Origin of the sequence: Bradyrhizobium acaciae (assembly GCF_020889785.1) — a bacterium.
Classification (GTDB): Bacteria; Pseudomonadota; Alphaproteobacteria; order Rhizobiales; family Xanthobacteraceae; genus Bradyrhizobium; species Bradyrhizobium acaciae.
The window spans coordinates 63,317-84,811 of sequence record NZ_JACMYK010000016.1; the positions used below are offsets into that span (position 1 = coordinate 63,317).

The following is a 21,495-nucleotide window of genomic DNA, read 5'->3' on the forward strand; positions in this document are numbered from 1 at the left end:
GAACGCTTCAGAAAATCGGGACGCGAGGACGAGCCGCCGGCCCGATCACCCAATGCATCTACGACGTGCATCAGAGCAGATTCGTCTGCCTTAGGCTGTAGCCGTGCCGCAACAACCTAACGGAATGAACAGCCTGTCCACCGGTTCCCCATCGAGCGAAAGCCCGATAGCGGCTAGCCGTCGAGGATCGCAACCGCCCTCGTCCACCCCGCCGATGCGCGCTCGATCTTCACCGGGAAGCACGACACCATGAACCCGGTCGACGGCAGTTGCTCCAGATTGTGCAGCTTCTCGATGTGGCAGTAGCCGATGTGCCGGCCGGCCTTATGGCCTTCCCAGATCAGGCTGGCGTCCCTGGTCTCGGCATATTTCTTCGCGGTGAAAACGAACGGCGCGTCCCAGCTCCAGCCATCGATGCCGGTCAGCCGCACGCCGCGCTCGAGCAGATACATCGTCGCCTCGTAGCCCATGCCGCAGCCCGAATTGACGTAATCGGGCTGGCCGTATTTCGCACCGGCGCTGGTGTTGACGACGACGATCTCGAGCGGCGACAGCGTGTGGCCGATGCGCTTCAGCTCGGCTTCGACGTCGCCCGCAGTTGCGACATAGCCGTCAGGCAGATGCCGGAAGTCGAGCTTCACACCCGGCTGAAAGCACCATTCCAGCGGCACCTCGTCGATGGTCCAGGACCGTTCACCGCGGTTCATTGTCGGATGAAAATGCCAGGGCGCATCGAGATGCGTGCCGTTGTGGGTGGAGAGCGAGACCTGCTCGACAGCCCAGCCCTGCCCGTCAGGCAAATCATCCGCCTTCAGTCCATCGAAGAACTGCAGCATGCGCGGCAGCCCCTGCTGGTGGTCGATATACAGGATGGTTGGATGATTGCCGGGCGGATCGGCCGGAACGTCGTTCTGCAGGGGAACGGAGATATCGATCAGTCTGCGCGCCATGGTGCCTCCTCGCGGATTTGTTCGTGTCAGGCTGGCCGGCAACGGCGAACAACGCTCGGCAAGCCTTCAGATGGGATTGTACTCGCGACTGGCATTGCTGCCCGCTTGATCGTTATTTCTGATCTGGAATAACACCCGTCCCTGCCGCCAAACCAGCCATCACGCTGCTGCGTGTCAGGCTGCGCCTGGGGGTGAAGCTCTCCGGTCGCCTGCGCGCGCAAGCCGCAACCGCGCCGAGCCGCGGCGCAGCCTGCGACATCACAAACGGCGCTCGAGGTTGAACCTATCGGCTGCCCGAACGACCCATTGGCACTGGGGATTTCAGGGCCCAGTATTCGACGGCGCCGTCTGGACGAAGATATTCCGTCCGGGCGGCGTTGTTGCGTCAGGCGAGACAATCTCGAGCTTGGGCGCGCGCGCTCTCGCGCGACCGGGCCAAGACCTGCCACGGTCAACGATTGCGATGAAGCCTCAGGATTGGATGGTCGGGGCAGCTGGATTCGAACCAACGACCTGCAGTACCCAAAACTGCCGCGCTACCAGGCTGCGCTATACCCCGATATTTCCGAGAAGCCCCGTGGATACACGCTTCAGCCAGCGCCAGCAAGGCGCCGGTGCAGGGCTTCCGGCCGGGCAATCGGGAACGGATTCCGTCCGGAAACCGCACCGAAACGGAGAGCTAGTGACCGCCGAACAGCGGATGGCCGACCCGGTCGCCGGGCTGGATGCCGTATTTCTGCGCCGTCCCGGCAATCACCTCGAGGACGCCCTTGGCGAGCCCCCGCGACGGGATGATCTTGGTCGACATCGGCTCGGTGTTTTCGGCGATCCGCAGGATTCGCCCGTCGGCACGGATGAAGATCATGTCGAGCGAGATGTAGGTGTTCTTCATCCACATCGACACTTCCTGCTCCGGCGTGAAGTCGAACAGCATGCCTTTGCCGTCCGCGAGCTCCTTCCGGTACATCAGGCCGGTTTCCTTCTCCTGCTCGGTGGTCGCCATTTCGACCGAGAAGACGTGCACGCCTGATTTGGTGACGATCTCGAGCGGCTGGACGCTGGCGGCCTGCGCGGCTGGGGCCAGCAGCGCCCCGACCATGATGACGAGCGCGGCCAGCAGCGACGGACGCAGCCGCCCAACAATGCGAACGAAATTCATCGACAAATACTCACACCGGGGAAGATTTTCCGGCGGACCCTAACCCGATGATTGCGGCAAATGCCAGAGCCCTGGAGGCGCGCTGGCGGCTCACGTTTCCGTCAGGGCGTCCTGCTCGGGGCTCAGTGCGACGACAGCGCCGAGGGGCCGGTCTCCGGATGGATCTCGGCAGCCATCATTCCCTTGGAGCCGGGCCCGAACCGCACCAGCACATACTGGCCGGGGCGCAGCTCGGTCATGCCGAAGCGGCGCAGCGTCTCCATGTGCACGAAGATGTCGGGCGTGCCTTCCCCGCAAGTCACGAAGCCGAAGCCGCGCAGCCGGTTGAACCATTTGACCTGTGCGCGCTCGAGCCCGCTGGTCGCGGTCACCGTGACATGGGTTCGCGGCGGCAGCATCTGTGCCGGATGGATCGCGGTCGACTCGTCCATCGAGACGATGCGGAAGGCCTGATAGCCCTTGGCGCGCTGCACGCATTCGACGACGAGACGCGCGCCCTCATAGGCGGTCTGATAGCCGTCGCGCCGCAGCACCGTCACGTGCAGCAGGATGTCGGGCCAGCCATTGTCGGGAACGACGAAGCCGTATCCCTTCGATGCGTCGAACCATTTGATGACGCCAGAGACTTCGACGAGGTTGGCCGCGGCATCGCCGAGACCGGAGAAGGCATCCAACGCCGGATCGCGCGGCGCACTGCCATACTCGCCTTGTGCTATCCTACTTTGCCCAACTCCGCCCATCGGCGGTCCGCCGAGCTTCTTGGACTCAAATCCGTCCGACCCCATGACCCCGGACCCCACACATCAAAATGCAGATCGCCGACGTTGCGGCGTACCCTGTACGCGCTGCTCTCCGTGACCAACTCACTTGGACAACTCACCTGGACGCTGCGCGAATCTCTCAATCAAAAGATAACACTCCCGCTTGCCGGGCATAGCTAAAAAACGATTCCCGCGGGAACTATGAACAGGCTTGCACAGCCGCGAATCAATCAGGCGTCAATTGCCTACGAAAGGACCAAGCGTGTCGCCGATATCGTGGCGGATCACCAGATCCGCCACGTCGTCCTGATCGGTCGGCTCGTTGTTGATGATCACGAGCCGTGCGCCATTCTCCTTCGCCATCATCGGAAAGCCCGCGGCGGGCCACACCACCAGCGATGACCCGATCGCCAGGAACAGGTCGCATTGCCGGCTGAGTTCCGCCGCGCGGTGCATCGCATCCTCGGGCATCGATTGCCCGAACGAGATCGTCGCGGTCTTCACCGGATCGCCGCAGTCCGCACAATCCGGCGCACGACCGGTCTTGTCGAAGTGCTGCTTCACCCACGAGAGGTCGTAGTCCTTGCCGCAACCGATGCAGCGCGCGTAAGTCGTGTTGCCGTGCAGTTCGATCACGTCGTCGGCCTTGAAGCCCGACGTTTGATGCAGATTGTCGATGTTTTGCGTGATGATGCCGGGAACCTTGCCCGCCCGGTAGAGCGAAGCAAGCGCGCGATGCCCGCGACCGGGCTTGGCTGCCGCAAACGTCGGTTCCATCGCGAAGCGGCGACGCCATGACTCGTCGCGTGCTTCCTGACTGGCGACGAACTCATCGAACGGGATCGGCCGGTTGCGGGTCCACAATCCGCCCGGCGAGCGGAAGTCGGGTATGCCGCACTCGGTGGAGATGCCCGCCCCGGTGAAGGGCACAATCGATGACGCCTCGGCAATCATGTTACCGAGCTGCTCGACGCCGCTGCGCAAGTCTTTTGCAATCACTGAAGACGATCCGGTTGGCCGCCGCGACTATAGCACGGTCGAACGGATTGCGAGCTCAACCGTGACGCGAGCGATCGGGCCGCCCACCGCCCCAGCATCATCACATTCCTGCACGGCCTGCTCCGCATTGACGCCCAATTCGCCCATGCCAATGCGCGCGGGGACAGGACCACCACGACGAGGATGGGCAATGACGGATATGGAAGAGCGCGTCGCGCGCGAGCGCGAAGAGATCGTCGCACGCATCGCCAGCTTCCGGGCGACGCAGCAGAAGTTCGAGCGCGATCGCCAGGAATATTACGACAACACGCTCGGCAATGTCTGGAGCGGATTTCAGCGCAAGAGCGCTTGATGTCGGCCTCGTTCGCTTACCGGACGGTCGATGTGAGTGTGGTCCGCGCGATCACCATGCTGCGCGATTGAGAAAGCCCGGAGCGGTGCGCTCCGGGCTCGTCGTCGTTACCAATAATGTCGGTAGTAGTGGTGCCGATAGTACGGACCGCCATAATAGGTATATCCGTCGTCGTAGTAGCCGTAGCGCGGGCCGTAATAACCGTAGCCGGGTCCGTAATAGCGTGGGCCGTAGTACGCGCCCGCCGCGCCCGCGGCGAGTGCGCCGGCGGCCAGACCGAAGGCCAGGCCGGGTCCGATATGACGCGCCTGCGCCGGCGCGCTGACCATCGTTGCGCCAACCGTCGCAACCGTCGCCAAAACTGCCAATACCTTTTTCATCGCAACCTCCTCACGTAGGTTTGCAGGGCTAACGTCGTCTCCATGGGATAGTTGCAGCGGCGCCAGCCTGGAACGCGTGTTCCGGTTCCACAGCCATGCGATTGCGCAAAGCGACCATCGGTTAGTGCGGGAACAAAAACACAACCTCAAAGATTAGCTTGGCGGTGAGCGAGGTTGGCACCGATGCCGGTATGGATGGAACTGCTGCTTAACGTGATGGGCTTTGCCGGCTTCATCGGCATCGCGATGTATCACAAGCATCCGAACGGCAAGCTGCCGGACTGAGTGCGGCGCCGGTCTGCTCGCTAATTCGTCTTGCGCGCCTCTCCCGCCGTGCGGACCAGCCGGTCCGCCTTGACGAGCGCCTTGCCGGCCTCAGGCTGCGGCCGGAGCCAGAAGCTGATCACGACAAAAGCGGAACAGAACAGCAGGCCCACCACCATCACACGCCGGTGGGTCGGTCGATCCGCGCTGTGGAACGATGGCATCATGGCTGTCACCCGCTGCCATCGATAGCTCAATCGCTGGTGGTGACAACACGATGCCGCTCTTAACCTAACCAGGTAGGGTTAGCGGTGGCCGGGTAATGCCTTGTTCGGGATGTCCCCATCGGCGGCCGCCGCAGAATCCACAGTGTATCCCACGCTTGTCCGCAGCAAATTCACAGCCTCGGCAGGCCCATTTGCTCAACAGATTAAGGCGCTTGCTGCGCACGCGTCCACAGCCTCTCGCCGCGCGCGATCAGGCATCCGCCAGCCGCTTCAGGGTTGCCCGGAAGCCGAGGCTGCGGGTCCCAACCAACACGGTCCCGAACACCTCGGCCTGATCGCCGCTGAAAGTGCCGGAGAAGCCGCTCGTGACCTCGTGCCCGGCGAACAGCGGCCGCGTGAACGGGTCAGGTAACGGCGAATGCTGGTTGGTGCTGAGGTGTCCCTTCCAGGTCCCCGCGCCGACCGTATAGGCGCCGATCGACCAGAAATACGGGCCGCCACCGATCAACAGGCCATCGCGCAGGATCAGGACGCCGCTGTCGCGGCCCCGCACGCCGTCGGTCATGTGGATATGGATCGAATAGAGCCCGTTCTTCATCCGTGCCGCCGCCCGGTCCCGCAGGCCCACAGTATGTCCCCAACCCGGACAGCACGCGAGCGGACCGACGCTCCGATTCGGGTCAAAAAGCGCAATTCTGGCGCTTACAAATCGTTAAGAAAGCCCTGACAAGGTTCGACCGCCGGAGGGAGAGAGCCATGCTCGTTTACCCCGTACCTGTCGAAGTCACGCAAGCCAGAGTGCATCTCGTCCTAGATCAGACGGCGAAGGAGCAGCCGCGTATCATCAATGCGGATGTGCTGGATGTCTTCGCCGCGAAGAACCAGGCCGATCGTGACGCCGTCGAGACCATTCTCGACATCAAGGTGTGAGAGCGCAAACACCCAAGGCGCCTGCGGTAGCGGCGCGCGCCGGCGCGTTTGCCGTGATCTGAGATTGCCGCTGTCGGCTTCGGGCCCCCGCAAACTCCTCTCGCGACGTCTTTCGTTTGAACCTTTTGCGCGGTGCGAAGACTTACCGGCGCTGGGGATTTCAGGGCCCAGCATTAGGCACAGCGCTGTGGGACGAAGATATTCCGTCTACGCGGCGCTGTTGCATTTTGTGAATTCAACCTTAAGTTTGGTCCCCAACAGTTGACGGCTCACGCCCTGAGATATCCCCAGTCCGTCAACTGGGAAAGCCCCGCATCCAGCCTGCGGGGCTTTCTATTTTCGGACCGAGGAACCTTCCACCCGGCGAACAGTTGTGAGTCCGGTTGCCGGCACGATCTCCCCAAGGCCGGCCGGCATCAGACCTCGCGAGCCCACTCGCGGGGTTTTGCTTTTTAGAGATTGTCCAACCTCGCGCGTCCTTGATTGGCCGTGATGGGCAATCGATGAGATGGTGGCGCAGCCTCCAAGGCTCGACCACGAAAGCCCTGTCCCGGAATTTTCCTGGGCGGGGCTTTTTCGTATCCGCGCCGCGCAACCGTCGCATAAAGCGCGCTCATCATGTGGTTCATCGCCGGCGCGATCCGGAATATCGCTCAACGCAGACAGGCTCGGCACCGTCCATCGACTTGATGAGATTTTTGCGCGATCAAGCCTTCACGCAATCGCGATCATGAAGCGCCGAAAAGCGCGAACGGCCGCAGGCCTGCACCTTATCGCTGCCCCTTGGTCCGATTTGCTGCTATTTTCCGCCCCGACCATCCCGCCCAAACAAGAATCTCTGAACGTTTCTCAGGAGGATAAGAAAATGCGCTATCTGCACACCATGCTGCGCGTCCGCAATCTCGATGTCGCGATGAAATTCTATCAGGACGCGCTGGGGCTGAAGGAAGTGCGCCGCATCGACAACGAAAAAGGCCGCTTCACGCTGGTGTTTCTCTGCGCCGAGGAGGACCTCCATCTGCTCAAGTCCCTGCCGCAATCCCGCGGCGCGCCGCTGGTCGAGCTGACCTACAATTGGGACGAGGAGAAATACGGCGAGGATCGCCATTTCGGCCATCTCGCCTACGAGGTCGACGACATCTACGCGACCTGCGAGAAGCTGATGAAGATGGGCGTCACCATCAATCGTCCGCCGCGCGACGGCAACATGGCGTTCGTGCGTTCGCCCGACCTGCACTCGATCGAGATCCTGCAAAAGGGCGCCCCGAAGGCGCCGGCCGAGCCGTGGGCGTCGATGCCCAACACCGGTCATTGGTAAACACCGCGCCCACGCACGCGTTCCTATCCGCGTGTCGCCATCGGCGAAACGCGGAGCGATCGTTAGGAACGTGGCACGACCGTTGACGTTGCCTCCGCATATTCCCAATGCGAGGAGGCAATGAGATGGGAAAAGGGATTTTGCTTTGGCTGGTGGGTGTACCGATTCCGGTGATCATCGTGCTGTGGCTGTTGTTCGGTCGCTGACCGAATCCTGACGCGTGCGTATCAGCGAGGCTCTGCCGCACTGCGGCGGAGCCTCTTTTTTGACCTCGGTACAATTCACCCCGCGCTTTTCCCGGACGTTTCGGCTAAGAACGCGCGCAAAGCACAACAGCGGGAAGAATCGCGAAATGGGCAGCAAGCCGCAACTGACGATCTGGGGCCGGGCCAATTCGGTCAATGTGCAGAAGGTGCTCTGGTGTCTCGCCGAGCTCGACCTCCCCTATGATCGCATCGATGCCGGCATGCAGTTCGGCAAGAACGATCAGGCCGACTATCTCGCGATGAATCCGAACGGCCGCGTCCCGACGCTGGTCGACGGCGACTATGTGCTGTGGGAATCCAATTCGGTGATGCGCTATCTCTGCATGGCCTATGGTCGGGGCTCGCCGATCTATCCGCAAGCGCCGAAGGCGCGCGCCGCGGTCGACCGCTGGCTCGACTGGACACTGTCGACGCTACAGCCGGTCGATCGCCCGGTGTTCTGGGGGCTGGTGCGCACGCCGCCGGAGAAGCGCGACATGGTTCAGATCCAGCAAACTGCCGACGCCGCGGGCGCGGCGTGGCGGGTCGTCGACGAGCAGCTCGCAAGCCGCCGCTTCATGGAGGGCGATCAGTTCACGATCGCCGACATCGCGCTCGGCGCCTTTGCGCGGCGCTGGCTCGGCGTCGAAGGCATCATCAAGCCGAAGCTGCCCAATCTCGAACGCTGGTTCGGCGAGATCGCACCGCGGCCCGCCTTCGTGCGGTTCATCGCGCCGCCGATGTCGTGAGCGTGGGCGTTCAGCGCCCGCTCGACATCCCCGCGCCGATACTGATGCCGCCGCCGAGCTTCACGCAGGTGTCGGAGCCTTCGACCTTGACGAAGCCCGGTCCGTAAGACGCGCAAGGATTGCTCCGCGTGATCGATTTCGACGGCAAGGTCTTCCCGGCATCGGGAGGCGTCTGGAAATTGCGGCGGTCGCCCTGCTGCGCGAATGCAGCAGCGGGCAGCACGACGGCGATGATGGCGAAGCAGGTCTTGCGCATCCGGTCTTCTATCGCGTGCGGCCGATCGGGGCTAGCGCACGAATTTGACGCCGAACGTCTTGCCTTCGCGCCAGACCACTTCGCAGGCCCGCCCGGTGCGGGCGTCGCGCGAGAACGCCAGCCGCAGCTTGGCCGGCAGCGTGTTGTTGTCCTGGACGGTGATTTTGGCGCCCGACGAGGAAATGTCCTCGACCACGCAAGGTCGCGCGGCGAATCCGCCGTCGAGCGTGATCCAGCCGGATTGACGCAGCGATTTGCGCGTTTCGCGCTTCTTGGACCCTAGAGCCATCACATCATCCCCAGCGATCACGCCTATCGCCGTTGGCTTACCAAAGGGTTGCGAAATATCCGCGGATTGCAGCGACTGCGGACGTTGTTCACAGCCTGCAACCGGCCGTTTGCCCCGGGACAATCCCTTGCATTGGCTGGAATTGGCTTTGGCCGTGATGGCGCGCCGCTCAGAACAATATTGCGAACTCTTATGCTGTTGAATTCACGATATATTCTTGAGCGGAGCCCGACCGTAGTGCCACGTTCGTCCTTTCCGAGGCAGCGCCAGACTTGAGGGGCCGGGAGCACTAGTGGCCGGTGGAACGTCGGTTCATGTCCTCCAAAAGCTCGCGCATTGCATCGAACTGCATGCCAAAGCCCTTCCAGTCGCCGGACCGCAATCGTTCAACGGCCTGATTGTAGCGATCGAGAGCCTCCCTCGCCTGGCTCGTCGACGGGCCTGTGACGGGCGTGTTTTCATTCGCACCTGAGACCGGCCGCGCCGCGCCAGCCTCGACGAACAGAGCCGACAAGGCCTCGCCGAGCGTCTCCTTCATCACCACGTGCTCGCCATAGGCCGCGATCACCCGTTTCAGCTCCGGCAAGTGCCCGTACTCCGCGCGCAAATAGAGCGGCGACACGTAAAGGATCGAGTTCTCGATCGGTATAGCCAGCAGGTTCGCCCCACGTATCACCCGCGAGCCCATCTGATTCCACAAAGTCAGCTGTTGCGATATCTCCGTGTTCTGATTGATCCGCGCCTCGATCTGGAACGGCCCGTAGACGAGCTTGTCCTTCGGGAATTCGTACACGATCAGCTTGCCGTAGTCGGGCGCATCGCAACGCGCCGCCAGCCACGCGATCATGTTATCGCGGCGGCTCGGCACCATGGGAACCATGAGGAAGAACTCGGCCCGCGCCTCGCCGGGCAGCCGCATGATGATGTAGTAAGGATTCATCACCGAGGTGCCGCCGCCGCTGCCCGGCTGGCGCGGGAATTGCCAGAGATCTTCGCGATTGTAGAACACTTCGGCGGCCTCCATGTGGTAGGTCTGGAACAGCCGCGCCTGAATCAGGAACAGGTCCTCCGGATATCGAATGTGCTTCTGCAAGTCCTCAGGCATCGCCGCGAACTGCTTGAACAAGTGCGGAAAGATGCGCGCGTAGGTCGCCGCAATCGGGTCTGTAGGATCCATCAAATAGAAATCGACGGTCCCGTGATAGGCATCGATGATGACCTTCACCGAATTCCTGATGTAGTTGAGATCGAAATCCTGCGCATGCGGCGCCGACGGAAAATAGGAACTCGTCGTATACGCGTCCTGTATCCAGAACATCCGCCCGCCGCTGATGACCAGATAGGGATCATGATCGAGCATGAGGAACGGCGCGATCGCGGGTACCAGCTCCCGAATATTGCGCCGGATCATGATCCGGCTCGCCGGCGTGATGTAGTTCGAGAGCAAGAGGTTCGGATCGTTGAAGTAGTACGCGAACAGCGTTTGCCACGCCACTGAGCCGATCGGAATGCCGCCCGCGCCCTCATACTCCGCATAGACGTTGTCTTTGCCTTTCGGATAATCAAACTCCGGGGCACTTCCCTTGACGAGGACGTAGTCGTCGCTCTCCTCGCCGAAATATATGCGCGGCTCGACGATCCTGGGGCCTCCGTCCGCAACCGGCGGAATGTCCCGCAAATAGAACAGCGGCAGACCCTCGGTGCTCTTGCGGGTGACCGGGCTCATCACCGCACCATTGCCGTGGGTGAACAGCACGTGGCGATTGACCCATGTCTGCGCATTTGGCGGCAGGAGCGAAGAGCGCAGCTCGCGCGCCGAGAGCATCACACTCTGGTAGGAATCGTCGAGCCAGTAGCGGTCAACGTCGAGATCATGGAATCTGTAGTAGGTGCGGATCTCCTGCAACTGCGCGTAGGTATCCGACAAGGGCAGCCAGTCCCACAGCCTGATATTATCGATTGTCGCCTGGTTGGCGTCGAGCGTCTTGAGGGTAAGCTTCTGTTCGGCGGCAAAGGGCTTGGCTACGATCTTGTCGAGATCGTACGCCTGCCGGGTGAGCGCGATATTGCGTTCGATGTAGGGCTTCTCGAGCTCCAGCTCGCTTGGCTTGACGAAGAATTGCCGGAACAGCGCGGGGACGACGCCGGACAATGCCAGGGCGCCGATGACGATGAGCATGACCGCTACCGCCGGGAGCCGGTAGCCGCGCACCCGCAGGTTTGCCCACGCGACGAGCGCCGCGGTGATCGAGAGGGCGATCATGAGCCACAGGGCCGGCAACCCCACATGCACATCGGTGTAGCTTGCGCCGACGACAACGCCGTTGTCGCCGTAGAGCAGCAGATAGCGGTCGAGAGCGTAGGACCAGGCCTTCACTGCGAAGAGAAGGCCGAGCAATGCCGAACCGTGGGCGATCGCCATGGGCGACATCGACCGGCGATGAACGTCGTATTCGATATCGCCGCGAGCCCAATAGATCGTTGCGGCGAACAGTGCGCTCAGGACCAGCGTGAGCAGGATCCAGTTCTTGATCAGGACATAGGCGGGCAGCGAGAACAGGTAGAAGCCGAGGTCCTTGTTGAAGAGCGGATCGTCTGCGCCATAGGGCGCCTGGTAGAGATACCTCAGGAAGATGCCCCAATAGCCGACCTCGGCCGCCGCGACGAGCAGCGCGAGCAACGCCGCCCCGCCTGCGACGATCGCCAGCCACGGCAGTCGATCTGACAACCGCGCAAACGGATCCAGCGGCGCGCTGCCCGCGACCTGCCAGACGGACGCCGCGGCAACCTGTGTCGACCGCTTGCCGGCTAAACGCAGCGCGAGGCACCCGTTCACCCCGAGGACGAGAGCCGTTCCCGTCCAGACCGCAGCAAAGGTGGCGACCTTGGCGCCGATGGTTGTCCAGAAGATTTGCAAATAGCCGACCGACGAAAACCACAGCCAGTCGACCAGGAAATCGCTCGCGAGCGCGAGCAGGATCAAGCAGATCACAGTGGCAATGGTCGCAAGGATCAGCCCGACCACGCCACTTTGTCGTGGTGCCTTCCGTTCGGGTCCGGTAATCCCGATCGTCATGGCTGCAATGATAGCGGAAATGAGGGGCGTCTGCCCGCTTGATTGGGGCGGGGATTACACGGAGCGCAAAACAGCCCGCGCCAGATTACGCTCCCAAGGCGGAGCCGCTTCGGACAAAGCTATGGAATGGCGCTGATGGCGCTCCCTAGCGGAATCGAACCGCTCTCTCCACCGTGAAAGGGTGGCGTCCTAACCGATAGACGAAGGGAGCAAAACTCCCGGCAAATCAATACGTTAGACGTAAGATGCGCCGGACTGGCCACAGCCGTCAACGGCCGCGACGGGCGAACGTATAGTGGCGATTGGCCGGGCGGGCAAGCGTTCAGAACGCTTTTCCCGGGTCACCTGCCGCAGATCACTTGCAGGACAACCCGGCCTCGATCGAGGTCCAGAAGCCGCAATGCGGCGGCACATGGGCGTGGGCCCGCGAACCACCCACATGAATCAGGATGACGGCCGCGAGTGCGACGACGATGGCGGGAACAATGAATCTACGGAACGACATGGCGGTGCGGATCGAACGACAACGTGGCCTAACTAAGGCCTGCGGGCCGAACGGCGACATGTTCCGCGCCGGCCGCTAGTGATTGCTGGCGACATCCTGACGATTCGTCGGCTGCGCCGCTGCCACCGCCGGCGCCTTCTTGATGCAGGTGCTGCAGATCACGAGCTTGCGCGCCAGCCGGTCATCGGCATCCTCTTCCGACAGTTGCGTCTCTGCTGCCGCCGGCGAAGCATTCCGCGCATGGCGGCGCGGCTGCGGCTGATTGGGATCCTGTCCGGCACCGTCCCAGGCCAGCGGACCTGTTCCCGGCGGCGGGGTCGTCATGCTGTATTGTTGCGAATATTGCGCACAGGCGCCGAGCGCGATCGGAAGAAACAGCACAGCGGCCTTGCGAGCCCAGTTCCGGAATGCAGACATGATCACACTCACACGCTATTCGTACCGCGACATCAGTACTGCGACATCAGTACTGCGACCTAAGAGCAGAACCGCTAACAATTCGTTTGCCCTGGTTTATTCCGTCGCACCCAACCTCGACGGCATCAAGACGGGATTGAGGCGCGAACACGCCAATCAAAACGCTAATCCGGAGTCCACTTATGCCAGGCATCAACGGTCGCTTCGACGGCAAGCGCGTGCTCGCCGATCTCAACGCGCTGCGTGCGATCGGCGCCTACAAGACCGGCGTGCACAAGCCGACATTCTCGGATCCGCATTTGCGCTCGCTCGATTGGCTCGCCGGACATCTGCCCGACGCAGGTCTCACTGCAACGATCGACGGCATCGGCAACGTGCTCGGCTTCAGCGCGAAGGCCGGACCGAAACTGCTCGCCGGCTCGCATCTGGAAAGCCAGAACCATGCGGGCTGGCTCGATGGACCGCTCGGCGTGATCTATGCGCTCGAGGCGGCGCGCGTCATCAATCCCGATCCGGAGGTTCGCGGCGCGGTCGAGGTCGCCGCGTGGTGCGACGAGGAAGGACATTTCGGCAGCTTCCTCGGCAGCCGTTCCTTCGCCGGGACCGTCACCGAAGCCGATATCGATGCAGCGCGCGACCGCTCCAGCGATCGCACCATGCGACAGGCGCTGCACGATGCGGGCTTCGCCGGCCGGCCGCGCCTCAACGCCGAACCTCGTCGCCATATCGGCTATCTCGAAGCCCATATCGAGCAAGGCGACACGCTGGAGGGCAGCGGGCTCAAGATCGGTATCGTCACGTCCATCGTCGGCATCTGGCAGTACCGCATCACGTTCACCGGCGAGCAGAACCATGCCGGCACCACGCGGATGGCGGTGCGCAAGGATGCGGGCCTTGCATTGGCGCGGTTCTGCGTCGCGATCGACGACAGCTTCCCTGCCCTGTGCGGACCACGCACGGTGTGGACCACCGGCCGCATCACGCTGGATCCGGGGGCGCCGAGCGTGATCCCGGGCAGCGCCGAGATGCTGTTCCAGATCCGCGACGACAATCCCGAGGTGATCGCCCGCCTCGAGGAGCGCTTGCAGCGGATGGCGGCCGACGTCACCGCGCAAGGCCGCTGCAGCGTGCAGGTTGAGCGCATCCGCACCGGCGTGCCCGCGATGATGACGCCCGCGTTCCAGGATACGATCGAGGCCGCGAGCGCAGCCTGCGCCGGCGGCAAATCAATCCGGATGCCGAGCGGCGCCGGCCACGACGCCCAGGTCCTCGCCACCATCATGCCGGCGGCGATGCTGTTCGTGCCGTCGATCGGCGGCATCAGCCATCACTGGAGCGAGAACACCGCCGATGTCGACATCGTCACGGGAGCCGAAGTGTTTGTCGAAACCTGCCGGCGCCTGCTGGCAGGCTAGCCACTTGCGGACGCACCGCGCAGCAGGTCCGTCGTCAGCTCGGACCGCTCCGGGTGCCGGATTTCAGCGAAGCCATCGCGTGCGAGCTCTGCACGCCGCCTCTCCGCGCGGTGAAGAAGACGTACAGCAAGCAGACGTCGATCAGCATCGTGGCGGCCATGACGCTGTAGGCCCATGGGCTTTCGATCAGCTTCACTTCCATCAGCACGCGCGACAGGCCGAAGCCCACGACCCACGCATCGAAGCTCATGCAGATCCGGCGAAACGTCTCGGCATCCAGCCGCCGGATCAGCCAGGCCCCGAGCGGTATGCCGACGACAACGCAGGGAACGAGCACGAACAGGATGCTCCGGCTCTCTTCGATGAAGAGGCCGAGCTTGTAGTACGCGATCGCAGTCAGGCTGGACTCGGTCACCCGAACCAGTGCGAGACCGGCCCGGAACTCGTCTTTGACGAGACCCTGATTGTTGAAAAGGATCGCCAGCGGCGGTCCCGAGATGGTCGTGACCGAGTACAGGACTCCGAGCGTCGTTCCAAACGGCAAACCGACCAGCCATTTCGACTGGATCGGCCTCCGCCAACCGGCCGCCTGCAGCAGGATCAGCGGCAGGATGATCGAGTAGGTGGCGAATTTGGTCCAGCCCGGCTGCAACGACGTCAGCGTAAAGGCTCCGACCGCGATGCCCGGCACCAGGCCGATCAGAATAGGCAGCACACGCCGCCACACCGCCGGAACGCCGCTCAGGTTGATGCACAGAACATACAGATTGACGACGACTTCGACGATGACGACGGCAGGGTTGAGGACGCGGTTGGTGTAGAAGACAAGGGCGACCGGCACGGTGAGCGAGGAAAACCCGTAACCCAGCGCACCGTTCACAAAGGCCGCAAACAGAGCGATCGCGGCAAGAACGATCACAGCAGAATCAATTGACGTCATCTTTGGCTTTTACCGGATCAGTCGCTTTGCCCGCGACATTATAGCCCATGGAAGGGAACGCGGTGTCGAAACTTGCGGCCGTGGGCCGTCGCAAGGCACCGCCCTCGCCGTCACGGCACATCGCCACCACGCAGCGCCATGGCGCTGCGCCGTGACGTTCGCCGCGATCTTCGGATCGGTGTTGTCGTGATGGCGTGATCTAACTTGTCGGCGCGGCTCGCGACATCAAGGCCAACCGGTTGACCCGACAGGGCGCCACCTCATCACAAGTTCGGGCATGGAAACTCCTTCGCCTGGCATGCCGCCTGTGGCATTCCGCCGACAGGAACCTCGCCGCGGCTTCGAGCCGATTGAGACCCGAAATGACGGGTTTCCGACGCGCTTTCGCAGGCGCCGTGGTATATCGGACACGAGAACCGTGTCGGCCGACCCGATTTCCCTCACCGCCCGATTTTCCCTTCACCGCCCGATTTGCAATCCGCTGAACTTGCTGCCATTTCTTTGGCACGCATCGCTTTGGTGCCATCAAAGGGGCCCGTCCGGCTCATGTTGTTGCTTGAGTCGCTTCCAACGGTAGTCGGCGCCGCCGCCATTGCTCCCGCACTGCTGGTATTGTGGCTCGTCATCGCCGCCGACGAGCGCCCCGGACCGCCGGTGCAGGTGTGGCTCGCCTTCGTGCTCGGCGCAGCCAGCATCTCGCTGCTGGGGCTGGCGCGAATTCCGTTCAATGCGCTGCTCGCCATCCCCGACAATCCCTGGGCGACGCAGGCGATGCGCGCTCTGTTCGGCGTCGCGGTGCCGGAGGAGATCGTCAAGGTTCTCGTCATCGTCGTCATCTCGACGCGCCGCCGCGCCTTCGCCGATCCGATGGATACGGTGGTCTATGGCGCGGCTGCCGGGCTCGGATTCGCGGCTTACGAGAACCTCGCCTATCTCGTCCAGCACAAGGACATGTGGCGCGCGCTCGCGGCGTTGCGCAGCGTGCTGACCGTGCCGTTTCACGGCGCGCTCGGTATCATCGCCGGCGCCTACCTTGCAATCGCGCGCTCCGGCGGCGCGCTCGGCGCCTACCGGGGCCACCGCGACTGGGCCCGCATCACGAACTGGTCGCTGGTGCTGGTGGCGCCGGTCCTGCTGCACGCGGCGTTCGACTTTCCGCTGCTCGCGCTGCAGCGTATCCCCGATCTCAGCTCGAACGCGCACCTGCTGCTCGGCTCGGCGAGCGTGCTGATCGGCTTCTCCTCGATCGGTTTTGCAGTCCGACTGGTGCGCCGCCTCGGCAAACATCATGCGCCGCGCACCGACGTAGCCCGCGAGCGGCTCAGCCAGCTGCGGCGGATGTGGGCGCTGCTGCTGATCGGCGGCGGGACTGGTTTTGCCGGTGTCTCCTTCCTGTTGACCTCGCTGCATCACTGGTACGTCAATCCCGAGCGCAATGCGTCCTTCATCCTGGTTCCGATCGGCTTCACCTCGATCCTGATCGGACTTGCGCTCCTGATCGCGACCACCGCCGTCTACTTCCTCGGCCGCAACCGGATGCGGACCGCCGCCGAGGGCTTTCCGTCCGCGCCCGGTCAAAGCTAGCGCCCCGTCCGGCTCCGCTCCCCTTGCAAAATAACCTCGGCGGGTTCAGGGAGGGACACAGACTAGGCGCGAGAGGACGATGGGGCACAACTACAAGAATTATCGGCCGGATATCGATGGCCTACGGGCCGTTGCCGTCTCGTTGGTCGTGCTCGGCCACGCGTTCCCGCAATATGTTCCGGGGGGTTTCGTCGGGGTCGACATCTTCTTCGTCATTTCCGGCTACCTGATCACCGGGATCATCTATGGTGACATTCAGAACGGGAGCTTCAGCCTTGCGACGTTCTATGCGCGTCGCATTCGCAGGATTTTTCCCGCCCTGATCGTCGTCTTGATCGCCGCCTTCATCGCCGGATGGCAACTTCTGATGCCGAGCGAGTTGGTGGCCCTTGGAAAGGAGATTGCGGCAGGCGCGGGTTTCTCGGCAAACCTGCTGTTCTATTCGGAAGGTGGCTATTTCGACGCGGCCGCGCAAACGAAGCCGCTGCTCCATCTCTGGTCGCTCGGCATCGAGGAACAGTTCTATCTTGTCTGGCCTTTGCTGCTGTGGGCGCTGATGCGATGGCGGATCGCCGCCGCCCCCCTTGCCCTGATCTTCATCGCATCGCTTGTCGCAAATATCCTGGTCGTTCGAACCAACCCTGAAGCCGCATTCTACCAGCCGTTCACGCGGGCGTGGGAGCTCGCGGCCGGAGCATTGGTGGCCGTCTGCCTGCCCAACGGATTCTCCGCCGCGCGCGACCTTCTCGGATGGTCCGCGCTCGCAGTGATCGCGGCGGTAACCGCATTCTATTCGCCCTCCATGACCTACCCCGGGATCGCAGCGGTGGCGCCGGTCGCCGCAGCCGCGGCCCTCATCATGTCAGGTCGCAATCGATTTCTCTCGACCCGTACCGCGGTCGCGATCGGGCTGATCAGCTATCCGCTCTACCTCTGGCATTGGCCGATCCTGGTTTTTGCGGCGAGCTTCAAAGGTCGTCCCCTGACTTTGGCCGAGAACGGGCTGGCCGTTGGGGCCAGCTTCATTCTGGCCTGGGCAACCTTTCGCTACGTCGAGCGCCCAATCAGGTTCGGGCAGTGGCGGGTGGCGCCGGTCCTTGCGGCATCGTTGGTGGCCGTTGCATCGGTGGGAGCTTTGGCGATCGTCGACGGCTTTGCCTTTCGGCTTCCGGCGATCGTTCGCGAAGCCGGCGCCATGACCGTATCCAGGGACTTCCTGAGATACGGCGAATGCCATATCTCCGCTTCCGCCGATCCCGCGTTTGATCCGAGTTGCGTCGACGCCAGCAAGCGTCCGCTTGTTTTCGTATGGGGCGATTCGACCGCCGGCATGCTTGCCGCCGGGCTGCGGCAAGTCCAGGGCGATCAATTCGGGTTGGCCCAGTTCACCGTCAATTCGTGCCCGCCGCTCTTCACCACGCAGGCCGAGACCATTCCGTTTTGTGTTCAGACCAACCGCCACATCGTTGCTGCGGTTGCCCGCTCGCACCCCGATGTCGTGCTCCTGCACATGTTGTGGAGCAGAGAACCCACCGCCGACGATCTCCGCCCAACGATTGCCGCCCTCAGACAGGCCGGCGACGCCCGTGTCATCCTGGTCGGCCCTGTCCCGGTGTGGACCGACACGGTGCCCCATCTGACGGTGCAATATTTCCTGCGCCATCATGCGTTGATCCCGGAACGCAGCCACGATGTGCGATCGACCAAGCAGGCTGACGACAGGGTTGGGCAGATCGCCGCCGATCTCGGGATCGAATATCTGTCGCCCTATGAGGAGCTGTGCAACGCGGACGGATGTCTGACGAGGGTCGGGACCAGCGCAAACGATCTGGTATCGGCCGACTTCCTGCATCTGTCGCCGCGCGCCTCGCGATATCTGGCGGCCAGGCTTGTGCCAAGGATTCTGGCTGTCGAAAACCGCCATGCGGAAAGATGAGCGCACAGCTATCGCTGCCGCAACTGACGGGGCTGACCATTTGTAGCCGGTTAGGATAGACTGCACACGCGCAGATCCGGAGAGCCGCGATGACCCTGTCCAACGACCTCGACAAGCTGCGATCGGAAGTGAAGGCCGCCGTCAAGCAGCACTGGAAGGCATTCCTGTTCGAAGGCATCCTGCTCGTCGTCCTCGGCATCGCCGCGATGATCGTGCCGACCTTCGCGAGCCTCGCCGTCACCATCTTCCTCGGCTGGATGTTCCTGATCTCAGGCATCGGCGGGCTGATCGCAACGTTCTGGGCGCGCAACATGCCGGGCTTCTGGTGGTCGCTGATCTCGGCCGCGCTCGCCGTGCTGGCCGGCATGGTGCTGCTCGCCCGTCCGATGCAGGGCGTGCTGACGCTGACCATCGTCATCGGCGCCTATTTCATCGCCGAGGGCGTTGCCACCATCATGTACGCGCTGGAGCATCGCCGCGAATTGTCGGGACGCTGGTCCTGGCTCCTGATCGCCGGCCTGATGGATGTCGTGATCGCGTTCTTCATCATCGCCGGCCTGCCGGAGTCGGCCGGATGGGCGATCGGCCTCCTCGTCGGCCTCAATCTGATGTTCGGCGGGGCGACCCTGATCGGCATGGCGTTGGCGGCGCGCAACACCTGACAGGCAACTGGCTGCCCTGCGCGGATTGGGGGGGTGACAGGCCCGCATCCGTGCGCTATAGAGCCGCCCCATGATCACCGTCGCCACCAGCTATTTTTGGTACTTTAGCTACGACAGCTCGCTGGCGGCAGGAGGATCGCGCTCAATCTGAAGAATTGCAGCAAACATCCAAAACAAGCCGCCAGACCTGGCGGCTTTTTTGTGTGCCGGCAGGTCCTAAAAATCCCAAAGGAGCCAGCCGTGTTGAGTACGACAGACGATCTTCGCATCAAGGAACTGAAAGAGCTGAGTACGCCTGAAGAGGTGATGCGGGAGGTCCCGCGCACGCTGACGGCGACACGCGTGGTGATGGGCGCCCGCAACGCCATCCACGCGATCCTCAACGGCACCGATGACCGCCTGCTGGTCGTCGTCGGCCCCTGCTCCATCCACGATCCCGCGGCGGCCGTCGATTACGCCGAGCGTCTCGCCGGTCTGCGTGAACAGCTCGCCGACCGCCTCGAGATCGTGATGCGGGTCTATTTCGAGAAGCCGCGCACCACCGTCGGCTGGAAGGGGCTGATCAATGATCCCGATCTCGACGGCAGCTTCGACATCAACAAGGGCCTGCGGCTGGCCCGCAACGTGCTGTCGGCCGTGAACAATCTCGGCCTGCCGGCCGGCACCGAATTCCTCGATATGACGACGCCGCAATACATCGCGGATCTCGTGTCCTGGGCTGCGATCGGCGCGCGCACCACCGAGAGCCAGATCCATCGCGAGCTGGCGTCCGGTCTGTCCTGCCCGGTCGGCTTCAAGAACAGCACCGACGGCGGCGTGCGGATCGCGGCGGACGCGGTGAAGTCGGCGTCGCACCCGCATCATTTCATGGCGGTCACCAAGGGCGGCCGGTCGGCGATCGCCGCCACCAGCGGCAACGAGGACTGCCACGTCATCCTGCGCGGCGGCCGGGTGCCGAACTATGATGCCGCAAGCGTCGATGCTGCCGCCGTCGAACTCGGTCACGCCGGTGTCGCACCGCGGCTGATGATCGACACCAGCCACGCCAACAGCAGCAAGAAGCCGGAGAACCAGCCGCAGGTTGCCGCTGATATCGCGAAGCAGGTCGCCGGCGGCGAACAGCGCATCATCGGCGTGATGATCGAGAGCAATCTGGTCGTCGGTCGTCAGGACGTCGTACCGGGCAAGCCGCTGACCTACGGCCAGAGCATCACGGACGGCTGCATCGACCTCGATGTGACTGCTGACGTGCTGAAGCAGCTCGCCGATGCCGTCGATGCCAGGCGCAAGGCGCGGCGTGACGGCCTGCAGGAGCGCTCGGCCTGACGCGACGGTCCGGATTGAGCTTTGCTGGCGGTGCGCACGAAATCGCGCTCCGCCAGCTTTCCGAGAGCCGTTGCGCGTCGGTACCGTTGCAGCGCGAGGCGCCGGAATGGAGGTGTCATACGACTGGCTGAAGGTGTTTAATGGTCGCGGGGCTCGAACGAGGAGTTCTCAATGAACAGCGTACAAATCGAGCAAAAGAGTTACGAGATGCCCCCGCAGGAGGGGATCAGCATCGCCCAATTTCTCACCGTCGCCGACATTGAGCGATCGGCTCGCTACTATGAAAAGGTTTTCGGCGCTCGCATTTTGAGCCTCGGTGACGGCAATGCGCCCGGATATCTTCAATTCGAAAATATCTGGATGATTTTGAACGTCGGAGGCGGACCGACACCGGACAAGCCGACGGTATCGCTCAGCGTTCCCGACCCTAACAACATCAACAGTTTTCTGAATCTCCGCGTTGCGGATATTCAAGCGTGCTATCGACTCTGGAAAAGCCGAGGAGCCGAGTTCATCACCGAGCCGTTGGAGAAATACGGCGAGTGGCGCTGCTACATCCGCGACCCCGACGGTTATCTGATCGAGGTGGGCCAGAGCACTACCGTCAAATACGGCTAACGCTGTGGCCGCACCGGGTGCGGATTTAGCCGCTTGCGAATCTCCGCACGGGAAGACCTCGCCCTGTTTGCGGCGTGCCCTTTGATTCCAAAATAGGTACCGTGCCGGCGTTGCTGGCGGCCTAGAGCGTGATGAGA

23 protein-coding genes and 2 tRNA genes are annotated in these 21,495 nt (G+C 62.9%); 10 read left to right on the plus strand and 15 right to left on the minus strand.

All coding sequences use genetic code 11. From position 1 onward, the window contains the following. Positions 1-173: 173 nt before the first annotated feature. The 5 genes from H8A92_RS10055 to H8A92_RS10075 all read right to left on the minus strand — a co-directional run bounded on the left by H8A92_RS10055 (position 174) and on the right by H8A92_RS10075 (position 3,869). A complete protein-coding gene (locus H8A92_RS10055) occupies positions 174-950 on the minus strand; it encodes a cyclase family protein (protein WP_229195659.1) in 777 nt (258 codons plus the stop codon). A 482-nt stretch (positions 951-1,432) separates the two neighbouring features. Next, positions 1,433-1,509: transfer RNA gene (locus H8A92_RS10060), tRNA-Pro, on the minus strand. A gap of 120 nt (positions 1,510-1,629) precedes the next feature. Then, positions 1,630-2,109, minus strand: coding sequence for a DUF192 domain-containing protein (locus H8A92_RS10065; RefSeq protein ID WP_229195660.1), 480 nt, complete (start codon positions 2,107-2,109; stop codon positions 1,630-1,632). Positions 2,110-2,231: 122 nt separating this feature from the next. Next, a complete protein-coding gene (locus H8A92_RS10070; protein WP_229195661.1) occupies positions 2,232-2,894 on the minus strand; it encodes a cold-shock protein in 663 nt (220 codons plus the stop codon). Positions 2,895-3,107: 213 nt separating this feature from the next. Then, positions 3,108-3,869: an SIR2 family NAD-dependent protein deacylase gene (locus H8A92_RS10075; protein WP_229195662.1), complete on the minus strand. Its 762-nt coding sequence runs from the start codon at positions 3,867-3,869 to the stop codon at positions 3,108-3,110. A 190-nt stretch (positions 3,870-4,059) separates the two neighbouring features. Between H8A92_RS10075 and H8A92_RS10080 the strand changes: the two genes are divergently transcribed. Then, positions 4,060-4,221: a hypothetical protein gene (locus H8A92_RS10080; RefSeq protein WP_229184146.1), complete on the plus strand. Its 162-nt coding sequence runs from the start codon at positions 4,060-4,062 to the stop codon at positions 4,219-4,221. Positions 4,222-4,328: 107 nt separating this feature from the next. Here H8A92_RS10080 and H8A92_RS10085 read toward each other — a convergent pair whose 3' ends face one another. From H8A92_RS10085 to H8A92_RS10095, 3 genes are all read right to left on the minus strand, one after another. Beyond that, complete coding sequence (locus tag H8A92_RS10085) at positions 4,329-4,601, minus strand: hypothetical protein (protein ID WP_229195663.1); 273 nt, start codon at positions 4,599-4,601, stop codon at positions 4,329-4,331. Between the two features lie 305 nt (positions 4,602-4,906). Beyond that, complete coding sequence (locus H8A92_RS10090; RefSeq protein WP_229184145.1) at positions 4,907-5,092, minus strand: hypothetical protein; 186 nt, start codon at positions 5,090-5,092, stop codon at positions 4,907-4,909. A gap of 250 nt (positions 5,093-5,342) precedes the next feature. Continuing rightward, positions 5,343-5,690, minus strand: coding sequence for a GrlR family regulatory protein (locus H8A92_RS10095; RefSeq protein ID WP_229195664.1), 348 nt, complete (start codon positions 5,688-5,690; stop codon positions 5,343-5,345). 158 nt (positions 5,691-5,848) lie between these two features. On the opposite strand from H8A92_RS10095, the gene H8A92_RS10100 reads away from it, so the two are divergent. From H8A92_RS10100 to H8A92_RS10110, 3 genes are all read left to right on the plus strand, one after another. Then, positions 5,849-6,022, plus strand: coding sequence for a hypothetical protein (locus H8A92_RS10100; RefSeq protein WP_163159769.1), 174 nt, complete (start codon positions 5,849-5,851; stop codon positions 6,020-6,022). A gap of 865 nt (positions 6,023-6,887) precedes the next feature. After that, positions 6,888-7,340, plus strand: a complete 453-nt coding sequence (locus H8A92_RS10105; RefSeq protein WP_229195665.1) for a VOC family protein — start codon at positions 6,888-6,890, stop codon at positions 7,338-7,340. Positions 7,341-7,692: 352 nt separating this feature from the next. After that, positions 7,693-8,334 carry a glutathione S-transferase family protein gene (locus H8A92_RS10110; RefSeq protein WP_229195666.1) on the plus strand — a complete coding sequence of 214 codons (642 nt, stop codon included), beginning with the start codon at positions 7,693-7,695 and terminating at the stop codon, positions 8,332-8,334. Between the two features lie 10 nt (positions 8,335-8,344). Here H8A92_RS10110 and H8A92_RS10115 read toward each other — a convergent pair whose 3' ends face one another. The 6 genes from H8A92_RS10115 to H8A92_RS10140 form a co-directional block, all read right to left on the minus strand. Further along, entirely contained in the window at positions 8,345-8,590 is a 246-nt protein-coding gene (locus tag H8A92_RS10115) for a hypothetical protein (RefSeq protein WP_229195667.1), read from the minus strand. Between the two features lie 31 nt (positions 8,591-8,621). Continuing rightward, positions 8,622-8,879 carry a PilZ domain-containing protein gene (locus H8A92_RS10120; RefSeq protein WP_163159771.1) on the minus strand — a complete coding sequence of 86 codons (258 nt, stop codon included), beginning with the start codon at positions 8,877-8,879 and terminating at the stop codon, positions 8,622-8,624. Between the two features lie 289 nt (positions 8,880-9,168). Then, on the minus strand, positions 9,169-11,955 hold the full coding sequence (locus tag H8A92_RS10125) for a UPF0182 family membrane protein (RefSeq protein ID WP_229195668.1): 2,787 nt from the start codon (positions 11,953-11,955) through the stop codon (positions 9,169-9,171). Positions 11,956-12,091: 136 nt separating this feature from the next. Beyond that, positions 12,092-12,166, minus strand: a tRNA-Glu gene (locus H8A92_RS10130). Positions 12,167-12,310: 144 nt separating this feature from the next. Next, the gene (locus H8A92_RS10135) at positions 12,311-12,460 is read right to left on the minus strand and encodes a hypothetical protein (RefSeq protein ID WP_229195669.1); all 150 of its coding nucleotides are present in this window, start codon (positions 12,458-12,460) and stop codon (positions 12,311-12,313) included. A gap of 75 nt (positions 12,461-12,535) precedes the next feature. After that, positions 12,536-12,877 carry a hypothetical protein gene (locus H8A92_RS10140; RefSeq protein ID WP_229195670.1) on the minus strand — a complete coding sequence of 114 codons (342 nt, stop codon included), beginning with the start codon at positions 12,875-12,877 and terminating at the stop codon, positions 12,536-12,538. 182 nt (positions 12,878-13,059) lie between these two features. Here H8A92_RS10140 and H8A92_RS10145 point away from each other — a divergent pair, with 182 nt between their 5' ends. Further along, positions 13,060-14,292: a Zn-dependent hydrolase gene (locus tag H8A92_RS10145; RefSeq protein ID WP_229195671.1), complete on the plus strand. Its 1,233-nt coding sequence runs from the start codon at positions 13,060-13,062 to the stop codon at positions 14,290-14,292. A gap of 34 nt (positions 14,293-14,326) precedes the next feature. Here the strand turns inward: H8A92_RS10145 and H8A92_RS10150 are convergent, their stop codons facing one another. Next, positions 14,327-15,232, minus strand: coding sequence for a sulfite exporter TauE/SafE family protein (locus tag H8A92_RS10150; RefSeq protein WP_229195672.1), 906 nt, complete (start codon positions 15,230-15,232; stop codon positions 14,327-14,329). Positions 15,233-15,778: 546 nt separating this feature from the next. Between H8A92_RS10150 and H8A92_RS10155 the strand changes: the two genes are divergently transcribed. The 5 genes from H8A92_RS10155 (at position 15,779) to H8A92_RS10175 (ending at position 21,358) form a co-directional block, all read left to right on the plus strand. After that, positions 15,779-16,816, plus strand: coding sequence for a PrsW family glutamic-type intramembrane protease (locus H8A92_RS10155; protein WP_229195673.1), 1,038 nt, complete (start codon positions 15,779-15,781; stop codon positions 16,814-16,816). A 79-nt stretch (positions 16,817-16,895) separates the two neighbouring features. Continuing rightward, positions 16,896-18,752: an acyltransferase family protein gene (locus H8A92_RS10160; RefSeq protein ID WP_229195674.1), complete on the plus strand. Its 1,857-nt coding sequence runs from the start codon at positions 16,896-16,898 to the stop codon at positions 18,750-18,752. An 89-nt stretch (positions 18,753-18,841) separates the two neighbouring features. Continuing rightward, on the plus strand, positions 18,842-19,414 hold the full coding sequence (locus H8A92_RS10165) for an HdeD family acid-resistance protein (protein ID WP_229195675.1): 573 nt from the start codon (positions 18,842-18,844) through the stop codon (positions 19,412-19,414). Positions 19,415-19,654: 240 nt separating this feature from the next. Beyond that, a complete protein-coding gene (locus tag H8A92_RS10170) occupies positions 19,655-20,740 on the plus strand; it encodes a 3-deoxy-7-phosphoheptulonate synthase (protein WP_338026524.1) in 1,086 nt (361 codons plus the stop codon). 171 nt (positions 20,741-20,911) lie between these two features. Further along, positions 20,912-21,358: a VOC family protein gene (locus H8A92_RS10175; protein ID WP_163150982.1), complete on the plus strand. Its 447-nt coding sequence runs from the start codon at positions 20,912-20,914 to the stop codon at positions 21,356-21,358. The last annotated feature ends 137 nt before the right edge of the window (positions 21,359-21,495 follow it).